Annotated in this window: 16 protein-coding genes; all 16 read left to right on the plus strand. The window is 47.9% G+C overall.

Features of this window, described 5'->3' with window-relative positions; all coding sequences use genetic code 11:
* The first annotated feature begins 20 nt into the window (after window positions 1-20).
* Complete coding sequence (locus CTH_RS00235; protein WP_078665727.1) at window positions 21-716, plus strand: GntR family transcriptional regulator; 696 nt, start codon at window positions 21-23, stop codon at window positions 714-716.
* On the plus strand, window positions 716-1,435 hold the full coding sequence (locus CTH_RS00240; protein WP_078665726.1) for an NTP transferase domain-containing protein: 720 nt from the start codon (window positions 716-718) through the stop codon (window positions 1,433-1,435). The genes CTH_RS00235 and CTH_RS00240 overlap by 1 nt, the downstream gene beginning before the upstream one ends.
* Window positions 1,436-1,539: 104 nt before the next feature.
* Entirely contained in the window at window positions 1,540-2,391 is an 852-nt protein-coding gene (purR, locus tag CTH_RS00245; RefSeq protein ID WP_242952056.1) for a pur operon repressor, read from the plus strand.
* Between the two features lie 8 nt (window positions 2,392-2,399).
* Window positions 2,400-3,587, plus strand: a complete 1,188-nt coding sequence (ilvA, locus tag CTH_RS00250; protein WP_107754224.1) for a threonine ammonia-lyase — start codon at window positions 2,400-2,402, stop codon at window positions 3,585-3,587.
* Window positions 3,588-3,601: 14 nt separating this feature from the next.
* Window positions 3,602-3,985, plus strand: a complete 384-nt coding sequence (locus CTH_RS00255) for a RidA family protein (RefSeq protein WP_079908046.1) — start codon at window positions 3,602-3,604, stop codon at window positions 3,983-3,985.
* A 122-nt stretch (window positions 3,986-4,107) separates the two neighbouring features.
* A complete protein-coding gene (gene spoVG, locus CTH_RS00260; protein WP_078665724.1) occupies window positions 4,108-4,386 on the plus strand; it encodes a septation regulator SpoVG in 279 nt (92 codons plus the stop codon).
* A 222-nt stretch (window positions 4,387-4,608) separates the two neighbouring features.
* Window positions 4,609-5,997 (plus strand): bifunctional UDP-N-acetylglucosamine diphosphorylase/glucosamine-1-phosphate N-acetyltransferase GlmU, encoded by a 1,389-nt coding sequence (gene glmU, locus CTH_RS00265; RefSeq protein WP_107752668.1) that lies wholly within the window; start codon window positions 4,609-4,611, stop codon window positions 5,995-5,997.
* Between the two features lie 3 nt (window positions 5,998-6,000).
* Complete coding sequence (locus CTH_RS00270; RefSeq protein WP_078665722.1) at window positions 6,001-6,942, plus strand: ribose-phosphate pyrophosphokinase; 942 nt, start codon at window positions 6,001-6,003, stop codon at window positions 6,940-6,942.
* Between the two features lie 79 nt (window positions 6,943-7,021).
* Window positions 7,022-7,660, plus strand: a complete 639-nt coding sequence (locus CTH_RS00275) for a 50S ribosomal protein L25 (RefSeq protein ID WP_078665721.1) — start codon at window positions 7,022-7,024, stop codon at window positions 7,658-7,660.
* 200 nt (window positions 7,661-7,860) lie between these two features.
* Window positions 7,861-8,475, plus strand: a complete 615-nt coding sequence (locus tag CTH_RS14310; protein WP_318262706.1) for a hypothetical protein — start codon at window positions 7,861-7,863, stop codon at window positions 8,473-8,475.
* Window positions 8,454-9,341: an IS200/IS605 family accessory protein TnpB-related protein gene (locus CTH_RS14315; RefSeq protein WP_318262707.1), complete on the plus strand. Its 888-nt coding sequence runs from the start codon at window positions 8,454-8,456 to the stop codon at window positions 9,339-9,341. Before CTH_RS14310 ends, CTH_RS14315 begins: the two co-directional genes overlap by 22 nt.
* Window positions 9,342-9,593: 252 nt before the next feature.
* On the plus strand, window positions 9,594-10,166 hold the full coding sequence (gene pth / locus CTH_RS00285; protein ID WP_079906167.1) for an aminoacyl-tRNA hydrolase: 573 nt from the start codon (window positions 9,594-9,596) through the stop codon (window positions 10,164-10,166).
* Window positions 10,167-10,196: 30 nt separating this feature from the next.
* Window positions 10,197-10,949 (plus strand): CRISPR-associated endoribonuclease Cas6, encoded by a 753-nt coding sequence (gene cas6, locus CTH_RS00290; protein ID WP_079906141.1) that lies wholly within the window; start codon window positions 10,197-10,199, stop codon window positions 10,947-10,949.
* A 127-nt stretch (window positions 10,950-11,076) separates the two neighbouring features.
* Entirely contained in the window at window positions 11,077-11,583 is a 507-nt protein-coding gene (cas4, locus tag CTH_RS00295; RefSeq protein WP_079906142.1) for a CRISPR-associated protein Cas4, read from the plus strand.
* Window positions 11,584-11,601: 18 nt separating this feature from the next.
* Window positions 11,602-12,927: a type I-B CRISPR-associated protein Cas8b1/Cst1 gene (gene cas8a1, locus CTH_RS00300; protein ID WP_107752671.1), complete on the plus strand. Its 1,326-nt coding sequence runs from the start codon at window positions 11,602-11,604 to the stop codon at window positions 12,925-12,927.
* Complete coding sequence (gene cas7i / locus CTH_RS00305) at window positions 12,924-13,919, plus strand: type I-B CRISPR-associated protein Cas7/Cst2/DevR (RefSeq protein ID WP_107752673.1); 996 nt, start codon at window positions 12,924-12,926, stop codon at window positions 13,917-13,919. Before cas8a1 ends, cas7i begins: the two co-directional genes overlap by 4 nt.
* The last annotated feature ends 1 nt before the right edge of the window (window position 13,920 follow it).

Raw genomic sequence — 13,920 nt, forward strand, 5'->3', positions numbered from 1 at the left:
CAGGAGAGGGGGATAGTTCCATGGAAAGAAGATTAATCCCGGTCAAACTGGATAGTTACAAACCTTTAAGGGAAATCGTTTTTGAATCCCTGCGGGAAGCCATTATCAATGGTACCCTGAAACCCGGGGAACGGCTGATGGAAATTCAGTTAGCCGAGGAAATGGGAGTGAGCCGGACACCGGTACGGGAGGCCATCCGCAAGCTGGAACTGGAAGGCTTTGTAGTAATGGTACCCCGGAAAGGGGCCTATGTAGCTGGCATTTCCCTGAAGGATATTGCTGATGTCTTTGAAGTGCGGGCCGCGCTGGAGAGTCTGGCTGCCGGCCTGGCGGCAGAGCGCATAACCGAAGAAGAACTGGAAGCGTTAGAGCGCAGTCTGGTTAAGGTAGCGGAATCGACAGAAGCGGATGACCTGACTTCCCTGATTTCCGCTGATACCGATTTCCATGATATTCTCTACCGGGCCAGCCGCAATGAACGGCTGGTGCAGATTGTCAGCAACCTGCGGGAACAGATCCAGCGTTTCCGCATGACTTCTCTGTCCCATCCCGGTCGGATGCGGGTGGCCCTGGAGGAACACCGCAAAATCGTGGAAGCCATTTCAGAACGGAATGTAGAACTGGCCCAGCAACTGGCTCGCGAACATATCGAAAATGCGGAAAACACCATGCTGAACATGATGCGCAAAATGGAGGAGGAAGGGGCGAAAGGCTAATGCGTGCCCTGGTTTTGGGCGGTGATGCTAAATGTTTACGTCCGTTAGGCCAGGAGCCCATGTTAAAGCGCATTATTGAATGCCTCTGGTCAGCCCAGGTGGTCAAAGAGGCACTGGTTGTGGGACCGGTGGCCCAGTCGCCCTGGCCCCTGCCCCCGGGGATAGCCTGGGTACAGGGAGGCGAAAATCTTTCTCAATCCCTGCAAATTGGCTGGGAAGCCCTACGGCGGCGAGGAGTGGGTAACCGGGAATATATCCTGCTCCTCTCAGGAGATATGCCTTTGTTGTCCCCCCGGCATTTGCAGGAATTTCTTACCGATTGCCAGGGGGAACATGATGCCTATTATCCTATTGTTCGCCAGGAGGACAATGACCGCCTTTATCCCGGGGTAAGACGGACATATGTCCGTCTGGCTGAAGGCACTTTTACCGGAGGCAATGTTTTTTTGATTCGGGCCGGGGTAATGGATAACTGCATGGATTTGCTGGAACGCTTTATTTCCGCCCGCAAGCAGCCCTGGCGCCTGGCACGATTGCTGGGGCCCACTTTTCTGTGGCGCTGGTGGCGGCAAACCCTGACCATTGCCGATATTGCCCGCAAGCTCCAGCAACTGACAGGGTTTTCCGGTCAGGCGGTGATTTGTCCCCATCCGGAAATTGCCCTGGACCTGGATAAGGAGGAAGACTGGCTCTGGCTGGAAAAGGGCCAATATTTCTAAACATCCTCATGGACAGAGGATGTTTTTTTTATTATAATGATGGAAAAATGAAATTTTTTTGCCTCAAATGGATAAAATATTCGGGAAATGGGAGAGTGATTCCCGTGAAAATTAAACGCAGTGCCAGAACAATTATTATCGTACAGGAACTGCTCAATCGACCCCATCATCTCTTTCCCCTGACCTATTTTGCTGATGAACTGGGAGTAGCCAAATCCAGCCTCAGTGAGGATATTGGGCTGATCAAGGAAACTATAGCCCGGTTACAGCTGGGGATAGTGGAAACTGTAGCGGGAGCAGCCGGTGGGGTTCGTTTTTTGCCTTTAATCGGGGCGGAAAAACGGGCCAAACTGGCGAAAGAGCTCTGTCAGAGGTTACAGGAGCCGGAACGCATCATTCCGGGCGGATTTTTGTATATGAATGATATTATCTATGATCCGGAAATCGCCGGCTGGATCGGCCAGATCTTCGCTTCTCGTTATGTCTACCAGCCGCCGGAATATGTCCTGACCGTGGAAACCAAAGGCATACCCCTGGCTATGATGACCGCCAGGGCTCTGGGGGTGCCTCTGGTCATCGCCCGGGATGACAGCAAAGTTACCGAAGGGTCATCGGTGAGTATCAACTATGTTTCCGGTTCCACCCGACGCATTCAGACCATGGCCCTGGCCCGGCGCAGTTTGCCCCGGCAGGCCAGGGTCCTGATCATTGATGATTTCATGAAAGCCGGGGGTACGGCCCGGGGCATGAAAGAACTGCTCCAGGAATTTGAAGCGGAAGTAGTAGGAACCGGCGTCCTGATCGCTACTGTGGAGCCGGAACAGAAACTGGTAGGAGACTATTTCTCCCTGCTGGAGCTGGTAAATATTGATGAGGAAAAGAAACAGGTGGAAATCCGGCCAGCGGCCTGGGTAACCCAGCCGCTGGCAGAGGAGGAAGGTCTGTGGCAATTGTAGATTTGACCATGATTGAGCAGGCGGCAGTCCGCCTTCAAGGGGTTGCTCACCGCACTCCCCTGGACCTGTCCACTACCTTCAGCCGTCTGAGTGGTCGGGAAGTCTGGTTAAAACATGAGAATCTGCAAAAAACCGGTTCTTTTAAATTGCGGGGCGCATATAACAGGATTTTAACCCTGTCCCCTGAAGATAAGGCCAAAGGGGTAATAGCCGCCTCAGCAGGGAACCACGCCCAGGGAGTAGCATACGGGGCCAGTGCTGCAGGCATTCCGGCTACCATTGTCATGCCGGAGGGAGCTCCTCTCAGCAAGGTATCCGCTACCCGCAGTTATGGGGCCAGAGTAGTGTTGAGCGGAATTTCCTATGATGAGGCTTACCAGAAGGCCAAAGAGATTCAGGAACAAACCGGAGCCACTTTCGTTCATGCCTTTGATGACCCGGAAGTCATAGCGGGGCAGGGGACCATCGGCCTGGAGATTCTAGAGGAGATTGAACCGGAAGTGGTGGTAGCCCCTATCGGCGGCGGGGGGCTGGTGGCCGGACTGGCTACAGCTATCAAAGGTCGCAATCCCCGCATTAAAGTGATCGGGATTCAGGCGGCCGGAGCTCCGGCTATGTACCTGTCCAAACGGGCCGGCAGCTGGCAGGAGACCATTCAGGTGGATACCATTGCCGATGGGATTGCAGTTAAAAAACCGGGACAACTAACTTTTCAGATTATCAATGACCTGGTGGATGAGATTGTGACCGTTACGGATGAGGAAATTGCCCAGGCTATCCTCATGCTGCTGGAACGGGGCAAAACCATCGTAGAAGGGGCCGGGGCAGTAGGAGTGGCGGCGCTGCTGGCAGGCAAGCTGCCTTTCAGCGGTCGGACAGTGATTGTCCTTTCCGGTGGCAATATTGATGTGAACATGGTGGCGACCATTATTAACCGCGGTCTCAGCAAAGCTGGCCGCCGTTTGCGCTTTCGCACCATTCTGGTGGATAAGCCCGGCAGCTTGCAAAAATTGCTGGAGCTGATCGCTGGTACCAGGGCCAATGTCATCTCCATTACCCATGATCGTACCCGTCCGACTTTAACCTATACCCAGGCGGAAGTGATACTGGAACTGGAAACCCAGGATAATCAACATATTGGGGAAATTCTGGCGATACTGCAGAATAACCACTATCAAGTGGAAATAGTTAGTTAAAGGAGGAACGAGCAATGACAAAAGAAATTATTTCTACTACCGCAGCACCCCAGGCCATCGGACCCTATTCCCAGGCGGTCAAGGTGGGCAATTTGCTATTCTGTTCCGGTCAGATTCCCATTGATCCCGTCACTGGCCAGCTGGTTACCGGGGATATCCAAACCCAGACCCGCCGGGTGCTGGATAACATTAAGGGTCTACTGGAAGCTGCCGGCAGCTCTCTGGATAAGGTGGTAAAAGCAACGGTATTTATTAAGGATATGAATCAGTTTGCCACCATTAATGAAATCTACGCTACATACTTTACTGCCAATCCGCCGGCCCGCTCCCTGGTAGAGGTAGCCCGCCTGCCGAAAGATGTCGATATTGAGATTGAGGTAATAGCCTTATGTGAATAATTGTGTAAGAATTTGTATGAAACTTTTAGCACAAATAAGCAGGATTTTTTTGGGATGGAGAGAATAAAATAACCTGTATTGGAAAATAATATCTAGTAGGCAACCAGGAAGGTGGTGAGACTATGCTTAATATTACCGATGTACGGATTCGGAAACTGAGCCCGGAAGGAAAACTGAAAGCAATTGCCTCTGTCACCCTGTCCAATGTCTTCGTTGTCCATGACATCAAAGTGGTGGAGGGTCAAAAGGGCTTATTCGTGGCGATGCCCAGCCGCAAGACTTCTGAGGGGCATTACCGTGACATCGCCCATCCTATAACTTCAGATTTCCGGCAGCTGATTTCCCAGGTGGTTCTGGACGCCTATCAACAGGCAATGGTAGAGGAACAGGTCAGTGCTTAAACAGCAACACCCCGCGTCAGCGGGGTGTTTATATTTTGGAGAGATGAAGTTGCATGAAAATTGATAACACAGATACCGAATCGACAAAAATGAAGGGATTCCTTCTTTATTTAAAATTCCATTTTTCTCGACAAAAGGGCAGGAATTAAGGGAAAGCTGTTGAATATACAAAAAGTTAGGCATAATAACAAATGGATAGCTCATATAAAGGAGGCGTCTTTTTTGGAAGGGCTGGCAGCAGTCATCCTGGCAGCAGGAAAAGGGACAAGGATGAAGTCCCGGCTGCCCAAAGTATTACATCCGGTCGGGGGCCAACCGATGGTCAGCCATGTCATGGCAGCTTGCCGTACTGCCGGAGCGCAACCGGTGGTGCTGGTTATCGGGCATGGAGCAGAACAGGTGCAGGCCACTTTAGGGCCGGAGCAGGTATATGTAGAACAGAAAGAACAACTGGGTACAGGTCATGCTGTCATGCAGGCAGAGACTGTATTGCGGGATTTTGAGGGAGATATTCTGGTTGTGTGTGGAGATACCCCTTTGTTGCGCGGTGAAACCCTGGCGGCTCTGGCCCAGTACCATCGCCAGCAAGAGGCAGTGGCTACGGTACTGACCATGACGCTGGCAAATCCGACAGGTTATGGCCGGATTATCCGGGATGAACAGGGCCAGGTGGCAGCCATCGTGGAGGAAAAGGATGCTACCCCGGAGCAGAAAGCCATCAGGGAAGTCAACTCCGGTACATATTGCTTCCAGGCGCAGGCCCTCTTTGCCGCCCTGCAGCAAATCACCCCCAACAATGCCCAGGGGGAGTATTATTTAACGGATGTGCTGGCTATTTTCCGGCAGCAAGGGCAAAAGGTAGCGGCCTGGCAGCTGTCAGATGATACAGAGGTGATGGGTATCAATGACCGGGTGGCCCTGGCAGAAGCCAACCGGCTGTTCCGGGAACGCATTAACCGGCAGCAGATGCTGGCAGGAGTAACCATTCTTGACCCGGCCACTACTTATATAGAGGCGGAGGTCAAAATCGGCGCTGATACCGTCATTTACCCCAATACCCACTTGACAGGCAAAACCACTATCGGAGCTGGCTGCCAGATCGGTCCTGATACCAAAATTATGGACAGCCAGATTGGAGATGGGGTGGAGATCCAGTTCAGCGTGGTTTTGCAGGCGGAGATCGGCAATGACTGTACTATCGGGCCCTTTGCTTACTTGCGCCCTGGTACCCACCTGGCGGCCGGGGTCAAGGTGGGCGATTTTGTGGAAATTAAAAATGCAGTGATTGGCCAGGGCAGCAAAGTGCCCCATCTCAGTTATATAGGAGATGCGGAGATTGGCTCCGGGGTTAATATCGGGGCTGGCACCATCACCTGCAATTATGATGGTTACAAAAAATCAAAAACCATTATTGGCGATGGCGCCTTTATTGGCAGCAACAGCAACCTGGTCGCACCGGTAACTATTGGCGCCGGGAGCCTGGTTGCCGCTGGTTCCACTATTGTTAAGGATGTACCGGCTGATGCCCTGGGGGTGGCCCGGGCGCCGCAAAAAAACCGGGAAGGCTGGGCTAAAGCTCGGCGCGAAGCAATCGAAGGAGGTAAAGCATAAATCATGGGTGTGCGCCAGATGAAAATTTTTACCGGTAATGCCAACCCGGCGTTGGCAGCGGAAATCGCCGAATATCTGGGGGTTAATCTGGGACAAGCTCAGGTTTCCCGCTTTAGTGATGGCGAAATCGTGGTCAAAATCAATGAGAGCGTACGGGGGGCGGATGTATTTGTCATTCAGCCCACCTGTAGCCCGGCCAATGACCATTTGATGGAACTGCTGATTATGATTGATGCCCTGCGTCGGGCTTCTGCTCGCCGCATTACTGCCGTTATTCCTTATTACGGTTATGCCCGGCAGGATCGAAAAGCCCGGGGCCGGGATCCCATTACTGCCAAGCTGGTGGCTAACCTGATTACCGTCGGGGGAGCTCGTCGGGTAATGACCATGGATTTACATGCTGGTCAGATTCAGGGCTTTTTTGACATTCCGGTGGACCACTTGCCCGGGGTTCCCATCCTGGCCGAATATTTCCGCAACAAGAACCTGGAGAACGCTATTGTTGTCAGCCCTGACCTGGGCGGAGTAACCCGGGCCCGGGCTCTGGCTGACCGGCTGGGCAGTGCCATTGCCATTATTGACAAACGGCGGCCGGAACCGAATGTAGCAGAGATAATGAACATCATAGGCGATATCGAAGGCAAGACAGTGATCATGATCGATGATATCATCGACACCGCCGGGACTATCACCCTGGGTGCCCAGGCCTTGATTGAGCGGGGGGCGAAAGAGGTTTATGCCTGCTGTACCCATCCGGTCTTATCCGGTCCCGCTATCTCCCGCATTGAAAACTCTCCCATCAAGGAACTGGTGGTAACCAATACCATTCCCCTCTCAGAGGAAAAACGCAGCAACAAAATCAAGGTCCTGTCAGTTGCGCCGCTTCTGGGTGAAGCCATTTTGCGCGTTCATGAGGACCTGTCAGTGAGTATGCTGTTCGACTAGGTATAATACTTATCTAAAACGGGCATAATACCAGCACAAACAAATGGTGCTGGTATTATTTTTTTTGGAGGTGTAGTCATTGACTGGTCAAAATCTGACAGCCCGAATTCGGGAGAGAGACGGAAAAGGGCATAATCGCCGCCTGCGCCGGTCCGGCTGGGTGCCGGGAGTTGTATATGGTAATGGTATTGATGGCAGTATTTTGGTCGCAGTGGATAAAGTACAATTGCGGCAACTGCTCAACAGTCCGGGCGGCCGTACCCGCTTGCTGAGACTGGATTCCGGCTTGCCTACGGGCCCTATTGACGCTTTGATCAAGGAAGTGCAGTGGGATCCTGTTACGGAAGAGCTCCTGCATGTGGATTTGCAAAAGGTGGAAACAAACCGCAAAGTTCATGCCCAGGTACCGGTGCACCTGGTGGGAGAAGCCCAGGGGGTAAAGGCCGGGGGCATTATTCAGTTTAATGTTCGCCAGCTGGAAGTGGAATGTTTGCCCCAGGATATTCCGGCGGAAATCACCATTGACATCAGTCACCTGAAAATAGGCGGAATGATCCGGGTCAAGGATATCCCTGTTCCGCCTGGTTGCCAGATTGCCCAGGATCCCGATACTATTATTGCCGCAGTGATTGCACCCAGGATGCAGGTCGAGGACGTAGAAGTGGAAGTGGTTGAATCCGTACCAGCCAAACAAGCGACTACCACTGCGGCATCATAATAAAGTGACCCTCTGCCCACTGGCAGGGGGTTACTTGCTTCTGCTGGCTCTGGTTGTATATAATGAGGGAGAGCAAGGGAGGTATGCAACAGCTTCAGAAAACTATACTATAATTGATTGTACCTAACTATTTTACTATTATAAAAGCATGGAATATTATCCATTGGAGAAGCAACAAAGTCCGGCAGGGTTTTCGGGAGTTGATCAGGAATGCCAGAGAAACACGAGAAGAACAAATTAGCATAACTGTGTGCGGGGAGTTTTTTCCAGAGATTTACCCGGCTCACCGGTCTTCGAAGTGGAGCCGGGGCGAAGAAGACCCGCTGACTACGGAGATGCGTCTCTTCTGTGCCTGTATGCGGTGGGCCTTTAACCGGCTCCTGGAAGGTGCTTCCCGCCATGAAATCAAGAAGTCAGGACAAGAACTTTTCGGGCTGAACTCCCGCTATACGGATGATGCCAGACTTAAAGCACAGGCCCTGCTGGACTCCCAAACAGAACTGCTGAAGTTAGAAAATGAAGAAACAGAAAAGAAACTGGGCCGGGCCAGGAAGAAACTCAGCCTGACAGTCAAGGGGCGGAACAATCGGGTGGTTTCACTGGCAAAAAGGCTGGCTGAACTGAAGGATTACCGGGAGAAGGGGACAATACCAGAGGTAGTCTTTGGGGGCAGAAGGCTGTGGGAAAAGGTCTGCCAGGGCCGGGCCGCCCGTGAAAAATGGCGGCACGCCCGCAGGAATCGCCTCTACTCCTGGGGAGACGAGAGCAAGGGAGGCAACCCCAACAGGAACTGGTGCAGATATGGCTGGCCATGAAGTTACCCTATGCGGTAGAACTGATCCGCACCCTGGAAGGACGCTGCTTGGTACATTTGACATTTGAAGTGGTCAGGGTGCAGGAACCGGACTTTGCTAAAGGTTGTCTGGCTATAGACACAAACCCTGATGGGGTAGCCCTGTGTAACGTTAGCGCTTCCGGCCAGCCGGAACCGTGGGCGGAGGGTTTAAATATTCCTTCTCCCGGCAACCTGGGCAAATACGAAGGAGAGTTTCAGGTTATCCCTTACCCGAACGGCTTTCTTTATATCAGAATACCAGACTTAGCCCATGCTTCCAGCTTCCGGCGTAGCTACCTGATAGGCGTTTTAGCCAGAGTAGTGGTAGATATAGCTTTCTTTTCAGGCAAACCCATTGTTTTAGAAAACCTGAACTTTGGCAAAGACAGACTGGACACTAATAAAAAGTTTAACCGCATGGCTTCCAATTTTCCATTTGCGAAAATGGTAGGAGCAATGTATCGGAGAGCGGTGAAAGAAGGGGTGCCTTTCAAGTTAGTATCACCCCGGCATACTTCTACCATAGGTTACTGGAAGTATATGAAACGTTACGCCGTTCCGGTGCATTGCGCGGCGGCACTGGTTACAGGTCGCCGGGCAATGGGGTTCAGGGAACGGGTGACTGAAGAACTCAGGCAACTGGTATCGCAAATCAAGCAAAACCTGACCCGGAAGGTTAATCCTGATAGACCTGAGGAAGGAAAAGGGATGACCCGTAGGGTCAGGGCCTGCTTGAGGCGGCTGGAGGAGAGGCTTCCTGTGCATAACGGGCTTGCCCAGAGTGAGCAGGAGGCGTATAACTCCGTCTGGCCTGACCTGAAGTTATTGGCCCTGTCCGTACGGTGACCCCGTTTAGCCGGTGTCGGAGAAACCGGTAGGCGTCCTAACAGGACGCGGGAGGCGGAGTTATACTCCCACCGGGAGGTCAGCATAAACCGGTGCAGTACTCCCGTCCGGGTGGAACTCCCGGGCCGAGGTCCCCTGTCGCCCTGCCCCGCGGGGGCAAATCAAGTATTCGGAAAGGAGGCGAAATCCTGGTCTGGGGGCCGACTTGGCTGGAGATAAAAACAGTCAAGTTTTTTGAACCAGGGCGAGAATATGAAGATGCTGGTGGGACTGGGCAATCCCGGCCCGCAATATGAATTGACCCGGCATAATGTCGGTTTTCTGGTGATTGATGCCCTCGCTGATAAGGTAGGGGTTAGCAGTTTCAAGCAGCAGGCCGGCGCGCTGGTAGCTTCGGTAAATTATCAGGGGGAAAAATTGCTGCTGGTCAAGCCTCAGACCTACATGAACCTGAGCGGCCAGGCCGTAGGGGAACTGGCCCGTTATTATAAAATTCCGGCTCAAGATGTGCTGGTTATCTATGATGATATGGATAACCCGTTTGGCCAGCTACGCTTGAGGGCCAGGGGGAGTTCTGGCGGCCATAATGGGATCAAGTCGATTATCAGCCATTTGGGGACGGAGGAGTTTCCCCGCCTCAAGGTGGGGATTGGCCGGCCGCGGCCAGGCCAGAGTGCTGCCGATTATGTCCTGGAGCCTTTTAGTAACGAGGAACGGGCGGCACTGGGGCGCATAATTCCCGCTGCGGTAGATCGGGTGTTGTCGGTGGTGGACAAGGGGATAGTGGCGGCGATGAATGAGTTTAATGGGAAGAGGGTTTGTTAGAGTATTTTGCAGTTAGGTAGGGAAAGGAAAATGAGGCTGGATATTATCTTGAAAACCAAAGACAAAGAAGTTCTATTACCTTTTAATTATCAGTATCAGATAACTTCGTTTATTTATGAGATGGTTGCAAAATCATCACCTGATTATGCTACTAAACTTCATGATGAGGGATTTGGAGAAAAGAGATTTAAATTTTTTACCTTTTCTCAAATTGTAGCAAGAAAGAAGAAAATTGTTTCTGATGGTGTTTGGCTATTTGGCGAGTTTGTCTTGAAAATAAGTTCACCTCTTTACGATTTTTTATTTCACTTGTTAAATGGGCTTTATAAACAAAATAATATCAAGATTGGTAGAGAAATCTTTTTGATTAAAGATATTTTACTTTATGAAAATCCAGTAATTAAATCGGGAATGAATTTTGTCTGTCTGTCACCTATTGTGGTAAGCACAATAAAAGATGACTTTTCTACACCTTACTATATTAGATATACAGAGGAACCCGAGTTGTTTAATGAAAAATTACGCCAAAATCTTATCAGAAAATATCAAACATATTATGGACGGGCGCCGGCGGCAGATAATTTACAAATTGTTTTTGATCAAGAATACCTTCAGAGACATAAGGGTACCAAGCTAATTCATTATCGTGATCAAAAAATCCTGGGTTATTTGGCTCCCTTTACTATTTATGGGTCTGATGAACTAATTACTTTTGGTTATGATACAGGTTTTGGAGAGAAAAACAGTATGGGTTTTGGGTTTGTAGAGCTGAGGAAAAGATAAAAGAAGCCCCGAAAATCTTCTTCTAAGAGGATTTCGGGGATTTTTTTTATGAATTTTATTACATAAAAAGGAAAATAAGATGGAATGTAGAAAATAAATATATAAAAAATGGTTCCAAGGTGAAATTATGCAAAATTACTTAATGGAGCTTGAGTTGGGTGGGCTTGAAATTAATTACTATTTTGTGTGTAAGAGAAAACTCTGGCTTTACTCCAGATATATTAGGCAAGAAACTAATCATGATCGTGTAGAACTAGGGCAATTTATTCATGAAGAGTCATACCGGAGGCAAAAAAAAGAAATCGAAATCGGATCCATAAAAGTAGATTTACTTCAAGATGGGGCAATATGTGAAATAAAATTATCATCCAGGATGGAAGAAGCTCATTTGTGGCAATTATACTATTATCTTTATTATTTAAAAAAGCAAGGCTTTAATCAGGTGAAAGGAGTGCTTTTATTTCCTAAAGAAAGGAGAAAAAAAGAGGTGATTTTGACCCAGGAGGTAGAAAAGGAACTAAAAAAAATTATCGCTCAAATTATCACAATAAAGAAGGAAGAATTACCACCTGAAAAACTGAATAAACGTAGTTTTTGCACTAAATGTGCATACTTTGAGTTTTGTTACGCCTAAGAGAGGAGGTGATCCGTGATGAAATATTTCACTTATACCGGCAATCCCTTTATTGATACGGGATTGAATGTTGTTTTATCCTGGCATAACAAAAAAGCTCCAGAAGAACTAATAGTTGAGGACCTGGAAAAAATGATTGAGATTTCTGCCAGACTTTATGGCAGCGAAAAATGGCTGAAAAATCTTTATTCTGTTTTTCCCAATAACCCCTTTACCAATCCTTCAATTAAAAATAAGGAATCTAGATACCTGGAATTCATGAATGATTTAAAAAATAATATTAAACCGTTAGATACTGGACGTGGTTGTGTTGGTTGTGGCAAACGTGAACCATACAAAAAATTTACTAAGACAGATATACCACTTACAGGTACAAAGGATTTGAGAAATTTATTTCCGGCGGCTGAGGCAGGAGAGAGTTATTGCGCTCTTTGTGCTATGCTTATTCAGTTTATGCCAATGGCTTTATTTGCTTGTGGTGGACGATTCATGCTAGTTCACTCGGCAAATTCAGAAATAAATGGAATATATGTCCGGCGATGTTTAAAAGAAATAAAGCAACAAATAGCTTTGGGGGATATGTCAGGTGTCTTTGACCAGGGTTATAAAAACCCGATAAATGCTCTTTTTTTCCTTGCTGAAGAAATTGTCAGGGATATTAATGATTTTTTTGATGAACCGGTAATGGTAAGAATTTATAGTTTCACAAACTATAACCAATCGCCGGATTTAAATATTTATGATTTACCGGCTCCTGTTTTTTATTTCATTGTGCAAGCACAGAGGAAAGGTTTTACACAGGCTTGGAATGAGCTGAAAAACAAAGGATATACAGGAAAAAAAGCAGAAAATACCAGTAAGGAAAAACGCAAAAACCTTAATAACGAAGTCTTATTAAAGCTGTTAAATGAGGAGAGCGTTGTACCATATTTTTTAAACATAAGCACACGATCTATTGTTGGAAATTTTGAATTTTTATCCTTATATTTGAAGGAGGTGAGGAGATATATGCAGAGAAGAATTGAATCAATAAAAAGATTAGGAGATGAACTGGCGATATTTATCCGGGAAAATAATGACCAAAGAAGACTTTATCTTTTAGAAACAGTAGACAAGTTTGATGACTTTAGAAATCAGCTGCGGATAATTTATCGTAAGCGTTTAGACATGGGAATTTCCACACCACTATTTACAGTTGATGAATATGTGGAAAATCTTTTTCCTGATGGCCCAGTGAACTGGAGAGAAACCAGAGATCTAATACTTTTCAGAATATACGAAACTTTATCAGGCTGGCTGGCAGAAAATGCAGGGGAAGAAAATGAGGAGGAGGAAGAAGAATGAGAAAACATTGTCTTGGTTTTGTGTTGATTGATGCACCTCATTCAGCACTGAACAATGCTGGTACGGATGAAGGGGCGAGAACGGAAAATACTATTGCAGTTAAAAAAATAAAAAAAGGGCGAGAAGTTTATCCGTATGTATCTGCCCAGGCGTGGAGATACTGGTGGCGAGAAGTATTAGGCAGTAAATTTAATTGGACAATGTCACCGATTGCCCGAGAATCTAAAACAGCTTTTACAGAAAATAATCCTTTGAAATATTATGATGATGATGTATTCGGGTATATGCGGGCAGAAAAAAAGGAGACCTTTACCAGAGTGTCACCTTTGAAATGTTCGCCTTTAGTTTCAGTTGTGCCATTTAAACCTGTTGATGATTTCGGGGTTATGGCCCGCCAAGAAGGGGATCCTGTGCCTTATGAGCATCAATTTTATTCTACTGTTCTAAAAGGAATTTTTGCCCTTGACCTCGATAGTGTAGGTCGCTTTACTACTGTTAATAAGACTGGTTTTAAAAATATTAGCAAAGAACTGTTACAAAAAGCCCATGATTTTAATGCTCAAGTAGTGGATGGAGAAGCTATTCTTACAGCACAAGAGCGAGCCAAACGGGCAAAAGAAACTTTGTTAGCTCTGGCCTATTTATTTGGTGGAGCCAAGCAAACATTACATTTAACAGATGTATCCCCAAAATTCATCATTTTACTTATCCTGGATGGAGGAAATCATCTGCTGATGAATGTTACAGGGGAAAAAGAAGGAAAACCCATAATTAACTTTGATTATTTAGAAGAGGTTTTATTGGATTATCAGGATAGTATTGTTTCCAACGTATATATAGGCAAGGCCAGTGGCTTTATGGATGAAGTAGATTTGAATAGATTTAAAGCTCGTATGGCAGAGAAAGGCTTTGCGCGTATAGAGATAGGTACAGTTAAACAGATGATTGAAAGTTTTGCGGACGAAGTTGAAAAATATTATCTGGAGAGATAAC

It is taken from the genome of Carboxydocella thermautotrophica, assembly GCA_003054495.1.
In the GTDB taxonomy this organism is placed as follows: domain Bacteria; phylum Bacillota.